Origin of the sequence: Pyrobaculum islandicum DSM 4184 (assembly GCF_000015205.1) — an archaeon.
GTDB lineage: Archaea > Thermoproteota > Thermoprotei > Thermoproteales > Thermoproteaceae > Pyrobaculum > Pyrobaculum islandicum.
Window position 1 is genome coordinate 713,549 of record NC_008701.1, and the last position, 17,465, is coordinate 731,013.

General features: G+C 44.8%; 25 protein-coding genes and 1 pseudogene. 10 read left to right on the plus strand and 16 right to left on the minus strand.

All coding sequences use genetic code 11. The features are described from left to right. Positions 1-146: 146 nt before the first annotated feature. Complete coding sequence (locus tag PISL_RS10665; protein WP_167827617.1) at positions 147-353, plus strand: hypothetical protein; 207 nt, start codon at positions 147-149, stop codon at positions 351-353. Positions 354-366: 13 nt separating this feature from the next. On the opposite strand, the gene PISL_RS04070 is transcribed toward PISL_RS10665, so the two are convergent. Further along, the gene (locus PISL_RS04070; protein ID WP_011762542.1) at positions 367-771 is read right to left on the minus strand and encodes a hypothetical protein; all 405 of its coding nucleotides are present in this window, start codon (positions 769-771) and stop codon (positions 367-369) included. Between the two features lie 44 nt (positions 772-815). On the opposite strand from PISL_RS04070, the gene PISL_RS04075 reads away from it, so the two are divergent. Beyond that, positions 816-1,544, plus strand: coding sequence for an MBL fold metallo-hydrolase (locus PISL_RS04075; RefSeq protein ID WP_011762543.1), 729 nt, complete (start codon positions 816-818; stop codon positions 1,542-1,544). Here the strand turns inward: PISL_RS04075 and PISL_RS04080 are convergent. Then, positions 1,523-1,885, minus strand: coding sequence for a GIY-YIG nuclease family protein (locus PISL_RS04080; protein ID WP_053240540.1), 363 nt, complete (start codon positions 1,883-1,885; stop codon positions 1,523-1,525). The genes PISL_RS04075 and PISL_RS04080 overlap by 22 nt on opposite strands. 37 nt (positions 1,886-1,922) lie before the next feature. Next, entirely contained in the window at positions 1,923-2,678 is a 756-nt protein-coding gene (gene cobB / locus PISL_RS04085) for an NAD-dependent protein deacetylase (protein WP_011762545.1), read from the minus strand. Positions 2,679-2,824: 146 nt separating this feature from the next. Between cobB and PISL_RS04090 the strand changes: the two genes are divergently transcribed. After that, complete coding sequence (locus tag PISL_RS04090) at positions 2,825-4,486, plus strand: S16 family serine protease (RefSeq protein ID WP_011762546.1); 1,662 nt, start codon at positions 2,825-2,827, stop codon at positions 4,484-4,486. On the opposite strand, the gene PISL_RS04095 is transcribed toward PISL_RS04090, so the two are convergent. After that, positions 4,476-4,769, minus strand: a complete 294-nt coding sequence (locus PISL_RS04095; RefSeq protein ID WP_011762547.1) for a hypothetical protein — start codon at positions 4,767-4,769, stop codon at positions 4,476-4,478. The two genes, PISL_RS04090 and PISL_RS04095, sit on opposite strands and share 11 nt — an antisense overlap. Positions 4,770-4,882: 113 nt before the next feature. Between PISL_RS04095 and PISL_RS04100 the strand changes: the two genes are divergently transcribed. Further along, positions 4,883-5,419: a hypothetical protein gene (locus PISL_RS04100; RefSeq protein ID WP_011762548.1), complete on the plus strand. Its 537-nt coding sequence runs from the start codon at positions 4,883-4,885 to the stop codon at positions 5,417-5,419. A gap of 3 nt (positions 5,420-5,422) precedes the next feature. Further along, positions 5,423-6,178, plus strand: a complete 756-nt coding sequence (locus tag PISL_RS04105) for a recombinase family protein (RefSeq protein WP_011762549.1) — start codon at positions 5,423-5,425, stop codon at positions 6,176-6,178. Between the two features lie 80 nt (positions 6,179-6,258). On the opposite strand, the gene PISL_RS04110 is transcribed toward PISL_RS04105, so the two are convergent. Beyond that, the gene (locus tag PISL_RS04110) at positions 6,259-6,804 is read right to left on the minus strand and encodes a phosphoribosyltransferase (protein ID WP_011762550.1); all 546 of its coding nucleotides are present in this window, start codon (positions 6,802-6,804) and stop codon (positions 6,259-6,261) included. A gap of 367 nt (positions 6,805-7,171) precedes the next feature. Here PISL_RS04110 and PISL_RS04115 point away from each other — a divergent pair, with 367 nt between their 5' ends. Continuing rightward, positions 7,172-8,761, plus strand: a complete 1,590-nt coding sequence (locus PISL_RS04115) for a CTP synthase (protein WP_053240311.1) — start codon at positions 7,172-7,174, stop codon at positions 8,759-8,761. Between the two features lie 210 nt (positions 8,762-8,971). Here PISL_RS04115 and PISL_RS04120 read toward each other — a convergent pair. After that, a pseudogene (locus tag PISL_RS04120) lies at positions 8,972-9,253 on the minus strand (hypothetical protein); the annotation flags it as partial. A 27-nt stretch (positions 9,254-9,280) separates the two neighbouring features. Here PISL_RS04120 and PISL_RS11665 point away from each other — a divergent pair. From PISL_RS11665 to PISL_RS04130, 3 genes are all read left to right on the plus strand, one after another. Beyond that, positions 9,281-9,664, plus strand: coding sequence for a hypothetical protein (locus tag PISL_RS11665; RefSeq protein ID WP_011762553.1), 384 nt, complete (start codon positions 9,281-9,283; stop codon positions 9,662-9,664). Continuing rightward, positions 9,652-9,813 carry a zinc ribbon domain-containing protein gene (locus PISL_RS11670; protein WP_425331204.1) on the plus strand — a complete coding sequence of 54 codons (162 nt, stop codon included), beginning with the start codon at positions 9,652-9,654 and terminating at the stop codon, positions 9,811-9,813. Before PISL_RS11665 ends, PISL_RS11670 begins: the two co-directional genes overlap by 13 nt. Positions 9,814-10,052: 239 nt before the next feature. Next, entirely contained in the window at positions 10,053-10,820 is a 768-nt protein-coding gene (locus tag PISL_RS04130) for a metallophosphoesterase (protein WP_053240312.1), read from the plus strand. Between the two features lie 136 nt (positions 10,821-10,956). Here PISL_RS04130 and PISL_RS04135 read toward each other — a convergent pair whose 3' ends face one another. The 5 genes from PISL_RS04135 to PISL_RS04155 all read right to left on the minus strand — a co-directional run bounded on the left by PISL_RS04135 (position 10,957) and on the right by PISL_RS04155 (position 13,491). After that, complete coding sequence (locus PISL_RS04135) at positions 10,957-11,634, minus strand: metal-dependent hydrolase (protein ID WP_053240313.1); 678 nt, start codon at positions 11,632-11,634, stop codon at positions 10,957-10,959. Between the two features lie 32 nt (positions 11,635-11,666). After that, a complete protein-coding gene (locus PISL_RS04140) occupies positions 11,667-11,903 on the minus strand; it encodes a hypothetical protein (RefSeq protein ID WP_011762556.1) in 237 nt (78 codons plus the stop codon). Between the two features lie 81 nt (positions 11,904-11,984). Further along, positions 11,985-12,410, minus strand: a complete 426-nt coding sequence (gene hjc / locus PISL_RS04145; RefSeq protein WP_011762557.1) for a Holliday junction resolvase Hjc — start codon at positions 12,408-12,410, stop codon at positions 11,985-11,987. Next, on the minus strand, positions 12,407-12,895 hold the full coding sequence (locus tag PISL_RS04150; protein WP_011762558.1) for a hypothetical protein: 489 nt from the start codon (positions 12,893-12,895) through the stop codon (positions 12,407-12,409). The genes hjc and PISL_RS04150 overlap by 4 nt, the downstream gene beginning before the upstream one ends. Then, positions 12,892-13,491, minus strand: a complete 600-nt coding sequence (locus PISL_RS04155) for a TATA-box-binding protein (RefSeq protein ID WP_011762559.1) — start codon at positions 13,489-13,491, stop codon at positions 12,892-12,894. The genes PISL_RS04150 and PISL_RS04155 overlap by 4 nt, the downstream gene beginning before the upstream one ends. A gap of 130 nt (positions 13,492-13,621) precedes the next feature. On the opposite strand from PISL_RS04155, the gene PISL_RS04160 reads away from it, so the two are divergent. After that, a complete protein-coding gene (locus PISL_RS04160) occupies positions 13,622-13,951 on the plus strand; it encodes a 30S ribosomal protein S25e (protein WP_011762560.1) in 330 nt (109 codons plus the stop codon). On the opposite strand, the gene PISL_RS04165 is transcribed toward PISL_RS04160, so the two are convergent. The 5 genes from PISL_RS04165 to PISL_RS04185 are packed head-to-tail and all read right to left on the minus strand — an operon-like array spanning position 13,948 to position 17,458. Then, the gene (locus PISL_RS04165; RefSeq protein WP_011762561.1) at positions 13,948-14,562 is read right to left on the minus strand and encodes a hypothetical protein; all 615 of its coding nucleotides are present in this window, start codon (positions 14,560-14,562) and stop codon (positions 13,948-13,950) included. The genes PISL_RS04160 and PISL_RS04165 overlap by 4 nt on opposite strands. 30 nt (positions 14,563-14,592) lie before the next feature. Then, entirely contained in the window at positions 14,593-14,817 is a 225-nt protein-coding gene (locus PISL_RS04170) for a FaeA/PapI family transcriptional regulator (protein WP_011762562.1), read from the minus strand. 47 nt (positions 14,818-14,864) lie between these two features. Beyond that, positions 14,865-15,917 carry a hydroxymethylglutaryl-CoA synthase gene (locus PISL_RS04175; protein ID WP_011762563.1) on the minus strand — a complete coding sequence of 351 codons (1,053 nt, stop codon included), beginning with the start codon at positions 15,915-15,917 and terminating at the stop codon, positions 14,865-14,867. Continuing rightward, positions 15,914-16,318 (minus strand): Zn-ribbon domain-containing OB-fold protein, encoded by a 405-nt coding sequence (locus PISL_RS04180; RefSeq protein WP_011762564.1) that lies wholly within the window; start codon positions 16,316-16,318, stop codon positions 15,914-15,916. Before PISL_RS04180 ends, PISL_RS04175 begins: the two co-directional genes overlap by 4 nt. A 33-nt stretch (positions 16,319-16,351) precedes the next feature. Next, a complete protein-coding gene (locus tag PISL_RS04185) occupies positions 16,352-17,458 on the minus strand; it encodes a thiolase C-terminal domain-containing protein (protein ID WP_011762565.1) in 1,107 nt (368 codons plus the stop codon). Between the last annotated feature and the right edge of the window lie 7 nt (positions 17,459-17,465).

The following is a 17,465-nucleotide window of genomic DNA, read 5'->3' on the forward strand; positions in this document are numbered from 1 at the left end:
CCGGATCCGAAGTACTTCGAGTTGGCGCAGTCTCACCTGGCTGATATCGTCGAGGCAGGAAGCACTACCTCGCCCTATATGCCCACAGCGTCACCGACAGGCTGGAGGCAGAGGCGGCGAACTACGTCGGCTACTACAGGAGCCTCTTGTCTTCTCTAGCCAAGGCGCTGAGGTCTGCCGGAGAGGCCGTCGAAAGCGCTCTTGCACGCGCCGCCGGAGCGCTGAGAGAGCTCGGCTCTAAGTTCGCCTCGCTGGCTGAGGAGGTCGTTTCGCACTTGAGGAGGGGCAAGCAAACGTCTCAGTTGCCATCTTCTCACCGTACGGCGGCTAACCACTGGGCTAAGGTGAGTTAAAAATTTCTTGGTTTCACCTCTCGAGAAGAGTTTTCACATACTCCGCAAGCGAGGTTCTAACCTCAGCATCTTCTAGCTGAAGGGCTGTTGCCAGTATCAACTGGGCAAGGATAGGCTTTCTATCCTCTGGCGGGAGTACATTAAGTAGGTTGGCTATGATTGTAGACACGAGCCCTATTGTCTCATCTACTTTAAGTTCCATATCTGAAAGCATGCTTAGCACCTTATCTTCTGTTTTATATAATGTATAAACCGCGACCAGCATTATGAAGTCGATGGTCGATATTTGAAGTCTCTCGACCCACTCTTGGACTTTCTCAGGATTTTCTGTCATATATGTAACAAACTTCTCTAGTTCACTTCGCGGAATTTGGAACATTTTCTCAGCGTCTACGAGAAACTTCTCAACCCAACTCACATATGTGTTGACGCATTATTTAAATAAGGTTTACATAAAAAGCGGTGTTTTCAAGAGCTGGTGTTGGATGGGCGTGTGACGGATTTTTTGGTGTAGACACACCTGAAGATGTTAACATTGATATCGTATTAGTGACGCATCACCACGAGAGACATGTGTCAGGAGCGCGCAAAGCAAAAATAGTGATAATAAACCCGATAGAGTACGGGATGGCTGCAGATGCCCATAGAGCGACGAGGTACGCAGAAGTTGTACTAAAACGCGCTGGGGCGCCAAGAGATTACAAGCCATTCGTGTCTACAGCGCCTTTCAACGGCACGGTATATAAATTCACAGCAGGGTGGGTGGATCTCGGCGATTTGTCGGTTAGAGTGATACCCTGCGGTTCTCATACTTGGGGACACACGTGTTATAGTATAGACAATGTTATATTTGTAGGCGACCTTGACAGTTGGATCGTTAGCGTCAACACGTTTATAAGAGTTCTAGCCTCTCTAAGAAAACTAAGAGATTACATAGCTTATACAGGTCGCGGCGAAAGGAAACCTCTAGAGGAGTATATAGATATTCTCAATACTACATTCAAGAGATTAGTAAGGAGATATGTCGAATGTTTAGGTGAAAAAACCCCATATAAGATAGCTCTTTGCGCTAGAGGTGGGGGCGACCCCCTTAGATTATCAGAGGAAGGCATCGCCTTTGTTAAGTACCTCGTAGAGAATGGCCTGGCCAAATTGATTAACTCTTTACCCTATACTGTCAAACCGATATAGCGCACAACTTCGGCTAAGTTACAGCGAAATAAATGGCTGGGAGACTCCGGATCGTCTGTAGAGCCGAAGTGTGGCACATAAGCGCAAACCTCCGCAAGCTTCTTCGCTAACTCTCTTTCGCTAAAAGGCACAACAACTGCATATAATGTCTCACATTGTAGATAATCTACGTGCCACCTCTTTCTGGCCGGCTGTTCAAGATGTCGTAGTATACGCTTTTTACACGATACGCCACAAGAGCCGGCGTAAGTATATACGCCAGTCTCAATCACAAACCTAGCGGTGTTTGTATTTATTGTCTGACTTGGACATTTAAAAAACACTAGATAGCCTTGTGCCATGGCTGTGAAGAGCCGATGGCTGGCGTGAGACGTGACGTTACCCATGGCGGGTGCTGAGCCTCCTCCTTATTTCTCTAACCAACGCCGGAAGTACTACACCAGCTCTCCCCTTGATGAATATATCTGCGATTGGGGTAATAGCGGATTCTTCTGTGTTAATTTCTATGACTAACGCTCCATTTCTTTTTGCGATGTGTGGTATATACGCCGCGGGATATACAACGCCGGAAGTACCGATTACTAAAACTACATCGGATTTATGCGCTAGTTCTACGGCTTTGTTCCACACATCTTGAGGTAATGGCTCGCCGAACCATACAACGTCTGGTCTCAATAGACCCCCACAATTGGGACATCTGGGGAGTATCTCCTCCACTGGGCGCTCTAATCTATACGTTAGGCCGCATTTTACACATCTAGCTCTCCAGAGAGAGCCATGTAGCTCCACTACGTTCTTGCTACCAGCTCTCTGGTGGAGCCCGTCTACGTTCTGTGTGATAATCGCTTTTATAACTCCTAAATTCTCTAACTCTGCTAAAGCCAAATGGCCGGGGTTCGGCTTGGCATTATATACTAACTCCTGTCTCCATCTATACCATCTCCAGACAAGTTCTGGATTGCGTTCAAAAGCCTCAGGTGTGGCCAATTCCTCTGGTTTATACCTCTCCCATAATCCTCCGGCACCTCTAAAAGTGGGTACGCCGCTTTCAGCAGAGATTCCAGCCCCCGTAAATGCTATACAAAACGCCGACTTATGTACCAACTCTGCAGCTTTTAAAACAGCTACATCCATATAAAGCCACCTATGATAAATATATAAGTGATGAGCCAGGCAATACGGAAATGTGACGCACCACGACCTCCTCTGAGTTACAACGCTGATAAACTTAAGGACGTGCAGTGAGTTACTTTTTTATACAGTGCGCGGAGGGTGGTGACATGAGAAAGGCATTTGTGCTAGCTTTAATCGCCACAGCGCTTACGCTGGCTTTATGGCAAGCTTACACCGTAAGGATCGCCTCAGTGGAGATCAATGCCTTAGCAGTAGGGCCCTCTGGGGGCGCCGTTTTGCCCATAAGGGTCACACTTCTGACGCCAGGCGACGGGAGGGCCTATGTGGCGGGAGTTCCCGAAGCAGGACAGGGATTTGGCCCGTCTGCTCAAATAGCCCTATATGTTGCAGCTCGATACTCTGGCAAGCCATATATAAATTATACAGCTCTATTGAGAGTGCTCGCAAGCGATGCACAAGTAGGCGGCCCCTCGGCCAGCGGCTATATTACTGTGGCTATGTTTGCCCTCATGAATGGTCTACAGCTTAGAAACGACACGGCTATGACTGGTATAATACTACCCGACGGGCTAATCGGCCCCGTGGGCGGCGTTTCACAAAAGGTCGCCGCAGCGGCGGAGAGAGGAATAAAGACCGTTCTCGTTCCAATTGGCGAAAAGCCAAGTGGCATACGTGGCATCAGAGTGATAGAGGTAGGAACTGTAGAAGAGGCCATATATTACCTAACTGGTTATAGAGTTGAAACACCACGGTCGTCGGTGGTAGATGACACAATGTTTAGAGAGATATCTAAAAACCTCTTTGATGCAGTATACCGATATTACAACCAGACAGTAGGTAGGGGGTATGTAGACACATCCCTAATAGAAGAGTTAAAGGCTAAAGGCGACTACTACACAGCAGCATCGTTAATATACCAAGGCATTGTGAATTACTACAGCGACCAAGCCGCCTCCTCTAGGAGGATGGCTCGAACACTTTATGATCAAGCTCTCCAGCTAGCTAAAGAGGCCGAGAGGGAGCTTTCTAAAATCCCCATAACTATTAACAACATAGATCTCGTAGTAGCGGCGTACACCAGAATATATGAGGTATATCTACAGGCTAACTCAACGTCGCCTCAACCAGGTGTTATGTATGCCCGCGCAGTCACGCTAAAGCCGTGGATTGAGGAAGCTCGTAAAATGGCCTACGGTCCTGCTGTAAATGAGAGTGGATTAGCAGAGGCGGCCAGGATGTATCTAGACTACGCCAAAGCTATGTATGCGTATTTAGAGACGACATATGGCGTCACTATTGGCGATTATTCAACCGCCGTACAGCTCGCCGAAGATCTTTACGGCAAGAGACTATATCTCGCGTCTATGGCTAACTCTATAGAGATCATTGCCGAATCTGCCGCCGCTCTCATGGCATCTGCGTCAGACAAGTATCTTTCTATAGCAAAAGACAGGGCGTTAATAAATATGGCGCGTGCTGCGCGGTGCGGCTATACAAACACACTGCCTCTCAGCTATCTCCAATTTGGCGATTATTACAGCCAGCAACCAACTAGAACGCAAAACGCCTTGACCTACTATATTATGGCATCTGTATATTCGACAGCCATGGGGGACGTCGCTTGTACCTCAAAGAGCGAAGTGGTATATCAACGCCCGACTTTCTCAGCGTCTGAAAGCAAAAATATAACTGCTTCAACTATATATACAGCAAGTACTAGAGAAGATGTAGAGGGGAAAAGTCTCTGGCTACCTCTCGTATTAGCACTATTGGCCGCTTTAGCTCTAGTCTACTCCTCTAGACGGTAACTATTTCGCCGTTGATATGTCGCTTTTTCTTGCGGCCGCTTTTTCTACCAGGAAGTAGCGTTAATGTAAAGAAGACAACCGGTACTAAATATTCCCAGTAGGGTGCATACATGTAGATTGTCGCTACTAACCTCTCTACAATATCGCCATTTATAGTCACGGCAGGGATAGATATTAAGACTAAACCCGCAACTGCTAAAGCGGTTAATACTCTGTCACGTACTCTTCTTAGAGCAAGTGCTGTTAGTATAGCTATTATAGTTAACGCAATTAATCCAGTCATAGGCTACGCCTACCTCGTCTATTATATGTCTATCAGTTATTATGTGGCAAGTTATTATATTACTTTCGGCATCTCAGAACGTCTTTACGCCACTCAGTGTATTGTTTAAATATGTGTATAATCATTACGTCGTGTGGTTCCTCCCGCTTAATAGAGGCGAGGCAGTAGAAGTTATAAAAAGAGCGTATGAAATTGCGCGGGAACATGCAAGAAAAGCCGGTGGGAGATTAGAGCCTATACAGCCAAAACATATCTACGGGGGGGAGGCCGATAAATTTGGCTATACTCTGCAGGTTGGCAGAATAACTGTAACTCTACCGCCAGCATCAACTCTTGTAATATGGGGGTTTTATAACGCAGATGAGTATCTAGATTTTATACGGTTTATACACGACGGAAGAGTATATGAATGGTTTGTCGAACCTATTGCTTACTACCCAGAGCGAATTGGGGTGTGGTTAGAGGAGCCTCTTATATTTAGAAATACGCTATATATAGACGTACATACTACATCTACAGAAGGTAGAGATCGGGTTTATGGTTGGCCTCTTGGCTATTTTATCGCGCCTCTACAGCCGCCTCAGGAAGTAAAAACGCCACGTAAACCTAAGAGTGGACAATCTAAAAGAGGGAAGGGAGAGCAGACATAGGTCTTGATTACCGCAATCACGTATATACGTGTATCTACCGAGGAGCAAGACCCAGAGAACCAACGCGACTTCTTAGAGAAATGGGCGAGTGGACGCGGCTTATACATACTTAAACACTATATAGATGTAGGGGTATCGGGGGTTGTTGAGCCTTGGAAAAGACCCGCATTTAAACAGATGGCGACAGAAGTGGATAAGTTAGAGCCGAGACCCAAGGTGCTTTTAGTATATGAAATTTCGAGATTAGTTCGCTCTTTTCAAGAACTCTTCACACTACTAGATCTCGTGGAAAACAAGCTGGGTCTTGTAGTTGTATCAGCGTCGGAAAGAGAGCAAGCGCTTCAGAATCTCGACGGAGTTTACCGTCAGTTTCTTCGCGCAGTTCTTGCATTTGTGGCCACTATGGAGAGAGAATTCATACGACAAAGAACTAAGATCGCACTCGAAAGGGCGAGAGCAAGAGGCAAGATCTGGAATGTGGCAGAGAAAAGAAATGACATAACACAAGCTGTAGTGGAAATGTACACTTCAGGCGCTTCATTAAGAGAAACCGCCAGAGCGTTTGGACTTTCCTTATATGAAGTCAGAAGAATACTATCTAAAGCCGGTGTTTATCGGCCTAGCGCCTACACATGCCCCCGGTGTTTCTCCCGCCTAAAGGTGATAGAGAGAACGGCGAAAATAGTGGATAGCAGATATACGGTTACAGAAAGACTATATTGTTCTAACTGTGGATACGAAGAGATAAGAGAAATCTAGATCCGTACTTAAAGGACACATCATTGATCAGCGAGGTGAAGCCACTTCATTTAAAATACCCTGGGCTGTGGTTTATATCTTTAACAGATCTTCTCTACATACCTAGATATATCAAATCCCCGTTTTTTGAATTCCCGGAGATCCTCATAGCGACTCCAGGGGTACGAAATCCAAACCCATTCCTCAATCTTCTCCACATAGTAATCCGGCACATAACTACTGGTTGTCTTTAGATGTAACACCGCTGTTTTTGTCTCCGAAGCACCTACTAAATCAAGAATATTCTTGACAGTCATCAAAGTATGCCCTGTGTCGGCTACTTCGTCAACTACTAAGACAGACTTACCTCTAACTACGCCTGGCTCTACGTTATGGTAGACTATCGGTCTCTCAGCACGTCTCTGAGCCAGCCCCCAATATTTTACTCCTATTGATATTATATCGTCAATCCCTAAAACATCACTTATTATACGCGCTGGGACAAGACCGCCGCGAGAAACTGCAATGATGACCTCAGGCTTGTATCCAGACTCCTCTATTTTCTTTGCTAAAATTTCGCTTAAAGTTATCCCCTCGGGCCATGAGATAAATCTCACCTTTACTCCCCCTATCTCGATAATAGGCATGTATGAAGGGTTGGAGAGGTATAAAAACACGTGTCAGCGCCCGCCACCGTTGGGCAGGCTCTCGTCATCAATACCGCGTGGGTTCAACTCTCCACCAATAGTTATGGAAGTCCATAAATATAAAAATAATGCCCCCTTCATAATAGTTTAGTTGTCTCTCAAGAACTCGACTATAATCGAGATGGACAACTCTATACAGGGAGTCATGCCCCTGTAGTTTTGTCGATCGCCTAAGGACAAGGATTCATTACTGGGAGCAAATTTCGCTCTTTGTGACGCAGGGAGTAGTCGTAACCGGTCTGGCTACGTATCTTGATAGTAGATAAACAAGACCGCCGGGTTTTTATACTCATATCTCCTCTATATGGTGCCGAAACTTATTATTGTCACGGGCGGCGTGCTTTCTGGAGTAGGCAAGGGAGTTGTAGTGGCAAGTATAGGAAGAATACTGAGGGCGCGTGAAATATCGGTAAACGCTATAAAGATAGACCCCTATATCAATGTAGATGCTGGCACAATGAATCCCTATGCTCATGGCGAGGTATTTGTGACGTACGATGGCGGTGAGACAGACCTTGACCTCGGCCACTACGAGAGGTTTCTCGACGTAGAGCTGTCAAAGAAGAACAATATAACTTCGGGCCAAATATATCTCTCTGTAATTGAAAAAGAAAGAAGGGGCGAATATCTGGGGCAAACAGTACAGTTAATACCCCATGTAACAGACGAGATTAAGAGAAGAATTATAGAGGCTAGTGGAGGTTATGATGTAACTCTAGTGGAGATAGGGGGTACTGTAGGAGATTATGAACAATTGCCGTTTCTAGAGGCAGTGAGACAGTTGAGGTTAGAACTTGGCGATGACGTGATATTTATACACGTGGCACTAGTGCCATTCCTAAAGACGACAGGGGAGTTCAAAACTAAGCCTCTACAACATAGTGTAGCAGAACTTAGGAGGTATGGCATACAGCCAGACGCTGTGGTTGTCAGATCAGAGAAACCCATCGACGCCAACTCTGTGAAGAAAATCGCGCTATTTGCTCATGTACCTCCACATGCGATATTTAATTCCTACGACGTAGACACGATTTATAGAGTGCCTCTTATTCTTGAACAACAGGGCATGGGAGACTTTTTAGTCAAGAGGTTACGTTTGGCATCAAAAGAGCCGGATCATAAAAAGTGGGAAGAGTTTATATCAAAACTTACATCGCCTCGGTATAAGGTGTCTGTTGGCATGTGTGGAAAATATGTCGAACTTCCAGACGCCTATCTCAGTATTATTGAGGCACTTAAACACGCTGGCGCTACATTAGATACAAAACCAGAGCTCGTATGGATAAACTCTGTAGAAGTAGAGAAGAACCCCGACATGTTATACAAACTTAACATAGACGCCATGGTTGTCCTACCTGGCTTCGGCAAAAGAGGCACCGAGGGCATGATCGAATGTGTAAAATATGCCAGAGTTGAAAAAATACCATTTTTAGGCATTTGTTTCGGCATGCAGTTGGCAGTAGTGGAGTTCGCCCGTAATGTCCTAGGCCTCAGAGAGGCCAACTCTACAGAGCTTGATCCAGAGACCCCACATCCGGTGGTACACCTCGCGCCTGAGCAACGGGAGGTAAATGTAATGGGCGGTAGCATGATTCTTGGCGATAGAGAGGTGGAAATTATGCCGAATACGCTGGCGGCGTCTATATACAATACTTCAGTAACTACCGAGAGACATAGACATAGATATGAAGTCAACCTCTCCTATCTGCCTAAACTTATCGAAGCAGGATTGGTTGTGTCTGGATGGAGAAAAGATGTGAGGAGAGTAGAAATTATAGAGCTACCAAGACATCCTTACTTTATTGCAACACAGTTCCACCCAGAGTTTAAGTCTAGACCCACAAGACCGCGGCCAGTGTTTCTAGGCCTGTTAAAAGCAGCACTTGAAAATAGATAACAATATTCTTTTATACATAATAGCAAAACTTTTGTTAAAAAATAATAGATTCAAGAAAAGAACTTTGCAAAGCTTATTAAAAGAGAGTTGCATAAGGCCTTTCCCTCTTTATCTCTTAGAGACCTCATAATTTCTTGCCGCTTGTCCCTAGGCTATTGCGACTAGGGACTTTCACCCCGTCCACGTTTTTATTGACAGCTGGGCTACCTCCGGCGCCACTTCTCTAGTGAAGACGGGGGCGACGTAGAGCTTGTCATAGGTCGGCTTTTTCTTGCCCTTCCGTCTTCCTACGCCCAAGAACGCCAACTTGAGTCTGGCGCCCTCCTCCAACCGTTTTCTGATCCAAGAGATGTCGCCCTTCTTCAATTTTACAACAAACGGCGGTATGCCCAACTTCCGCACTCTGAGAACGCCGCTCTTTAGGTCGACAAAGACGACTCTGCTTATGTCTTTCTCATTTTTGATTCCCAGTTGGGCGTTTAACGGAACCGCCTAGACCACTACATAAAGGTTGGCCTCGTGGCCGACGACAGAGTTGTGGAGTTGCAGAAGTTCCCCAAGAAAGAGCGGATACGGAAGCTTGAGAGGATTCATGCCCACATAAGCCGGCTTAGTAGAGCTCTCGCGCGTGTGGACGAGGACAGAGACCCACGCAGAGCGTTGGATCTCCAAAGACAGCTGTGGAAACTTGAGACAAAGCGCTACGGCGTAATCCGCGACGTCGTTATAAACGCCGCCCGCGAGATCATAAAGTTGGCCAGAGAGCACCAAGCCGCCGTCGTAGTTGACGCAGTGGAGGAGGAGAGCTACCGAGAGCTGAAGGAGGGGGGCGGAGAGAAGAAACACCTCCTAGACGGCCTCGGCCAGCTGAAGAGGCGCAGTGGTACGGCATTCCATATGTAGAGGAGCGACTCTACAGCACGGTCTGCCCCCGTTGTGGAGCTAAGATGGCGGAGGAGAGGGGCCGCGTAATGCATTGCCCCACCTGCGGCTTCGGGGCACATAGAGACAGCGCCCCCATGACATGGCGGAGAAGAGGTACTGGGGGCTAGAAACAACCCCCTCGGCGACCACCACCTAACCCCCCAACTACACCTCCCACATGAACGACGCCGGCCCCGGGCGGCAGACGGAGAAAATCGACGACCTACGGCCACATAAGACCCACCCCCCGCCCCGGCACACCCAAAACAGACCCCCAAGCCCCCCAGGGAGAGGCCAAGAAAGAGTTAGGGAGATACACAAAACCCCTATGGTATCTCAACTTAAAAAAATACAGTCGTGGTACGACGTGCGCGGTGTAGTTTTGCCACTTCGACATGAAAAAATCTTGCTATTAGCAGATACCCACGTTGGTTACGAAGTTGAACTTAGAAGAGAAAGAGGGATAAACATAATCAGTCAAACTAACAGACTGGTAGAAAAGATCCTAGAACTCGCGGATTTTCATAATGTCTCTTCTGTTGCAATTCTTGGCGATGTAAAACACGAACTTCCCATCCCGCGGGAAAGCATAGACGAAGTTAAGACATTTCTCAGAGCTATAGCAAAGAAAGTCCCCTTGCTTTTGATACCTGGAAACCATGACTCATTACTACAGGAAATAGCAGCTGACATAGAAGGTGTCGAAATTACTTCAGCACGCGGAGTGTTGCTCAATAAGTTTCTACTTCTCCACGGCCATGTAAAACCGGTGGCACAAGACTTAGAAAAAGCAGAAGTAATCGTGATGGGACATACACATCCTGCTGTCGTAATTAGAGATGAGATCGGATACACAGTTAAAGAACCTGCAATACTTAAAATATACACATCTCGCACAAAACTTTGTAAATCTCTATACGGCGAGCCTTGTAAAAGAAGGGGTAAGATAAGCATAGTTATATTGCCGGCCGCTCACCCACTTATAACTGGAGTAGACGTTAAAGAAATACCACAACTAATCTCTAGCGGACGCACAATTCTTAAACACATAGAGTGGAACGCAGAAAATATAGAAGTGTATCTTACAGACATGACATTCTTAGGAACTCTTGCTGATTTACAAAACGTAGCATAACACGATTTTTCGCCTCGAGATGAGATCATCAACCCTCAGGCGCTGCCCGCTACGCACATCTACGCATCATAATATTCATAATGTGTTTTAAATATTTTAAATAAAAAAGATGACAGCCTTACCAATGTGACAAAAGCTATATCCTGAGCGTATCTCCTGGCTTCATTAGATAGACTTTTACACGTGAAATAGCTTCTACCCGCGATTTGAAATCTTCGGGATCTTGTTTTATAAGTGGGAATGTATTATAATGCATCGGCACAACTTTTTTAGGTCTTAACAACTGTACGGCTATTGCGGCTTCACGCGGCCCCATGGTGAAAACACTTCCAATCGGCAATAAAGCCACGTCTATGTCGTACAACTCTGCTATAAGTTCCATATCTTTAAAAAGCCCTGTGTCGCCGGCATGATAAACAGTGCCCTCAGGCGTTGCTATTACAAAACCAGACGGTGCGCCTCTATTTGCTGTATGTAAAGCTTGAGTCATATATATCTCTACGCCATCGCCTAACTTAATAGTACCGCCGATGTTCATAGGCAGAGTTTGAGCCTCGGGTATACCCTTCTCAGCCACCTCAAGCGTTAGCTCATAGGTGCCAACAATAGGCGCTCCAGTAGCTTTACTTATATCTATGGCATCGCCTAAATGATCAAAATGATCGTGTGTAACCAATATATGGGTTGGCTTTAGATTTTTTACGTCTTGTAGCGAAACCGGCGAAAGAGGATTGGAGATCCATGGGTCAATTAATATCTTTAAACTACCGCTTTCTAGTATAAACGCGGCATGACCGAACCATCTAATTTGCATATAGCGTACAAGTCCCGAATTAATAAAATTTCTCACTTCTTCCTAAGATCTAACCGCAACACGCGAGCATGAGGAACGTATATTTTTACCGAAAACACCCTTTCTACCTCTTTAATAATTTCACTAAGAATCCTCCATTCTAACGGCTTTACTAGATATATCTTTACATGGTATGTATCTGACGCAAGCGAGTAGCTCCACTTGACATACTTAACAGATCCCATGCCGGCTCTTTTAGCTAAATCTACTACCTTCTCAAGCTCCTTCACAAGTTATTGCATATTGCGAAGTTTATAAATAGTGTTGAAAGAAGTTTTCGTTACTTTTCAAGCCAACGAAGACTAACCTGTCTATAAACGCTCATTGTCTCTCTTAATGATGAAATCCTCCAGTTTGGCCGTAAAGAGAGATTCTATAAACGTCCTTAAGTCCATCGCTTTTTCGTACTCGTCCCGCCCTACCCTGTCTCTAATCTCTAGAACTTTCCAAGGGTTCCTCCCATATTTAATTAAAAGTAAAGCCTTGCCTCCGGCTCGCTTGGCAAATTCAATTAAGCGCTCTAGCTTTTCAGTCTCTATCTTAATTGACGTATGTTTAGACCTATATTTAACTTCAAATACTAAGACGGTCCCCCGACATATAACTACTAGATCTGGCACATACCTCTTTCTAACGCCACCTCCTGATGAACAGCCGCGTAATACAGCACAGCCACGTTCCCATAGGTAGTTTGCCAATTCTCTCTCCTTTGCAGAACCCTTTCTCTTTGTGTTCATAGTATCTCTATCTCTTTATATGCATTGCATAATAGTCTCTCTACGATGTCACACCTTTCGCATTCACATTCCATACCTCCCTTGACTACCTGTTCCACAAGAAGTGGGTCAAATCCTCTGACATCTAGTAGCACGCCATCTATAGCTTTCCCAACAAGTACTTCAAGCTCAGACTTATTTCTCGCATAGTAAATTCCACGTCCTCGATATTCAACCGCATGATATATCGGTATTATATTCCTCCTTCTTATAGAGAGACCCCATATATAAATAGGCAAGTCTAGCCTAATTTCGCGTGCAAGAGATAGCCAGAGTCTGCTTCTAGTTTTTAAAACAACTCCTTGACTTGCTTTGCGGATAGCAGTATAAAGACAGCGTAGATCTTCTGACACAAGAGGAATCACTCTGTGATCGTAGGCTTCGCACGTCGGCACGACCTGTACAAGGTCTACATCGAGGATTCTCTCACTGTATAAAAATATCACAACTCTTCCAACTCTTCCTCTTCCTCTCCGCCACCCTCCTCTATATATAGTACACCTAGATCCTTCAGCTGGTTGTAAAGTTTTTGAACGGCCGTAGCAACATCTCTCTCTGACTTAGCCCCTGTACAGACAATTTTACCAGAGCCAAATATTAACATGACAACTCTAGGCGATGACATCCTATATATAAGGCCAGGAAATTGCTCTGGCTCATACATAGCATTCTCTAGCATCAATACTGCCTGCTCCAAATCGACTTCAGCATGTAGATTACCGCTAGCTACAATATTCTGTACCTGAACTTCAGGATCAAACGGAACCTCGGCGCCGTGGTCTCTGAGCAACTTCACTAATGCTCTAACTGCGTTTTTTAAATCCTCTTCGTTTTTTGCGCCTGTGCAAACCATTTTGCCCGTGCGGAAGATCAACGCAGAAATCCTAGGTTTTGTTAACCTGAGGATTAAGCCAGGAAATTGATCTGGGTTATATTCTGCCATTGCAAGTCTTTCGGCGAGTTTCTCCAAGTCTAATTCCACACCTAGATTTACCGTTGCCACGATATTCTCGATACGATAAGTTGGTCCGCCAGACTCCATATGACAATTTATAAACCTCTATTTAAATATGCTTGGTTTAAAACAGTATAGTTCTCAGGAAAATCCCGGCTACAGAAGCCGCGAGAATTTATATTGCAAAGGTTTTTTATAGGGATACTTGTTTTAGCTTATGGGCGGAAAGAAAAAGCCCACATTGAGCCAACTTGCCAAAAAGGCTGAAAAAGAAAAAGAGCAACAAGTTCAAAAGTCAAAGAAAGAGACTAAAAAAGAGGAGACACAAACCAAAAGGACAATACAAATACTTGACGAAAAGCTGTTTCAAACTATTGCCAAGGATATTCAGAATATGAGAGTTATCACGCCATATGAAATAGCTTCTAAATATGGTATTAAAATGTCGGTGGCGTTTAAAGTATTAAGAAACTTAAGCGAAAGAGGGGACTTAGTCTTGGTCTCTAAAGGCCATCGAACTGAGATATATATACCTAGGAGGAGCTAGAGTGGCAATTCTCCACGTCTAATTTGTCTCTTCAAATTCACTACCCCCTCCTCCTTTAAGTCTATCAAATCTGCAGATCTTAAGATTTCTAACGCGGCTCTAACTACTCTGCCTTCTACCTTTGTCATTCTTGCAATATCTTCTATTAGTCTTAATACGCCTACGCTAGGATATACGGATAAGTAGTTAAACAAAGTGTTTATTACACTGTCTGCCTTTGCCTTATCTATTTTTGCCTCTTCTGCCAGTAATGTAGTGAGTTTATCTAGACTTATGCGCTCCTCTTTTACAAGCTCTACCTTAGTTTCACTCTTAGGTTCCTTAGACTCTACAGACTTAGACTTGTCACTCTCTAATTGTACTTGGACTCTAGAGGATTTAAGGTTCTCCAACTTAGGTTGTTGTAGAGTCCTCTCCTGTTTAAGAGCCTTAGGCTGAGCTTGTTTGGACTTTGATGTAGATAAAGACTCAGCAAGTTGTAGAACTACATTGCCAAAGATAACCTCAGGCCCCGAGGGTAGACACCCGATCTTTATGCATATTATAGTCTTTGCAAGAACTCCAAGTGTCTCTTGTTTGATTTTTCCGGCTTTATACAACTCTGAGAGCACTAAATTTACATATGACGTCGTTTTAAAAGCCTAAGCCTCTTTAGCTTCAACAAGTCTCCAATATGCTATTTTACCCCTCTTAATCTCCTTCACCACATTTTCTTTCTCTAACAACTTTAGTATGTAAAACACTTGAGAGTGACTAAGCCCTGTTAACTGAATAAGTCTACTGGTGGTAAGTTCACCGTACATTTTGAGATATTCTATAACCTGTTCCTTCCTCTCAAAGATCTTATCTGTTTGTCTTCTCGGCATGTAAAAAGTAATATACGCTATTTTTTCACGATGGTTTAAGTAGCGTGTTACTCAAATAATTTTATCATTTTACGCATTTTTAGATACTGCGCATAGTCTATGTATATCTTGTCACGCAACATCTGCTCCACAGTAGGCACGTCCGTTTTTTGTCTTTCTAGAATTGTATCTGTGACAGTAAATACATATGCATTAGACCCAGCACCGCTTCCAAACGGCACAAGTAATATTTTGTCTCCGGGTTTGGCCATGTCAAGGATCTTGGCGAACCCCATTAATGCCGAGGCGTTATACGTATTGCCTATGTGTGTAACTACAATTCCTGGCTTTACCTTCTCTATAGGAATGTTTAACATCGATGCTACACGAACTGGAAATCTGCCATTTGGTTGATGAAATACCGCATATGTAAAGTCAGAGGGCTTATACCCATATTTTTCCATGAGACCTCTAGTAGCTCCTATAATGTGACGAAAATATGCAGGCTCCCCTGTAAAACCCTCTCCGTGCATAGGATATGGTGATCCCTCTCTTCTCCAAAAGTCGGGCGTATCCGATACAAACGAATACACAGCCTCCAGCTCTGCGACTATACCATCTCTCCCCACAATTAATGCAACCCCTCCACTGCTGGCAGAGTATTCTAAATGCTCGCCGGGCTCTCCTTGCGACGTATCCGCACCTACCGTCATACCATATTCAATTCTACCAGATTCTACAAGCCCCACAGCTGCCATTAGGCCCTCGCTACCTGCCTTACATGCAAATTCCATATCGACAGCAAACACGTTATTGCTAAGCCCCAACGCGTCTACTAGTATAGAAGATATTGGCTTTACGGCATATGGCTTAGATTCCGTACCGACATAAATCGCCCCTATACGCTTTGGGTCTATCCTCGCCCTCTTCAAAGCTCTCTTAGCAGCCTCAACCGCTATGGTTACAGCATCTTCGTCTATTCCCTCTACACTCTTTTCATCAACAAGATACAGATCTACAATTCGTAGAGGGTCATCACCCCAGATTTTAGCCACCTCCTCTGTCCTAATCCGGTATTTTGGTATATACGCGCCCCAACTTACTATACCAACGCGGCTCATACCCCATCAACTGGCCTAAACTTATAACCATACATGACAAGCCCATATTTTCCATCTACCATAACCCTACGAAATACAGCTTCTACTTTCGCTCCTTGCGTGAGCTTTTCCGGCTGAACATCTACTATCTGGCCTACTACCTTAACGCCATTAGAAAGTTCGACAAGCCCTATTACTAAGGGCTTTTGTTTGAGAAAATCTGTGCCAACCTGATACAATACTGTAAACTCCACGAGTTTTCCCTCATGCGGAAGTTCAAAGTCTTCCAACTCCTTAGAACCACATCGGCATTTTATAACTGGCGGAAAGTAAACTGCGCCACATTTTTTACATCTCTTAGCTACAAGACGATAGTAATGAGGGATATTTCTCCAGTATATTGGCACTGACTCGTGTTTCATATTAACACATTATCACTCTCTTTTTATATCTTGTCATACTCCAACAACGACAACTGTCGACACTCTATCAACACCCCCCATATTGTGCACCAACCCATAATCTCCATCTACACGTTTGAATTCTCTGCCTATAAGTTGCCAAGCAACCTCCACTAATTGGTAAACCCCAGTGGCGCCGAGTATGTTACCTCTGGATTTAAGGCCGCCGCTGAGATTAATAGGTAAATCGCCTTCTCTTATAGCCGCTAACGCGCCACCTCTTTTTACAAAACCGAGACTCTCTAGTGCAAGTATACCAAATATAGAGAAAGAGTCGTGTACCTCCGCCGTCGCTATATCTCTGGGAGTGACTTTTGCTTTTTCAAGCGCTTTTTTCGCTGCCTCTTGTGCGCTATAGAGGGTGTCATAATCTTGCCTTAGGTTAAATGGTATGGCGTTTGTAGAAACAGATGCCGATAGTATGCGTGGACCGTCTTTTTTGTTGTTACACAATACGGCAGCTGCAGCACCGTCTGCGAGGGGGCCAATATCATATAGGCGCAATGGCTCACTGACAAGCTCGCTATTAATGGCGTCTTCAATTTTTATCTGCCTTCTAAGATATGCGTAGGGGTTGTTTGCACCATGTTTATGCATTAACACCGCCCACTGTGCCAACTCTTCATACCTGTATTCATACTTTCTCAAGTATACCTTTGCCATTAATGCCGCATATGCCAACGGGGTAATACCGAAGTATCTCTCAAAATAGGTATCAAGAGTTGTAGCGTAGATATCTTGCTGTTGGTTACTTAATACGTCGTTTGGCTTATCGACACCCACAACAGCGACACAGTTGTACTCCTCTGATTTCAAGACATGATGCGCCAAAGCTATGGCAGCCCCTCCAGATCCATCGCCGTCTTCTATTCTAAATACGGGTATTTTATCAAGACCGAGAGACTCCAGTACATACGCGCCCAAGATCTGCTGTTTGTTTGCAAGCTCGGCAGTTGATGATGCTATAAAAACGGCTTCAATATCTGTCTTTGCTTCTGCTAATGCTTTGTCTAAAACTTCTGCAGCCATGTCATCAATATTTTTACCATAATGTCTCCCCGCGGGATATAAGGCCCCTCCTACAATGTATACGTCTCTCATCGAAGAG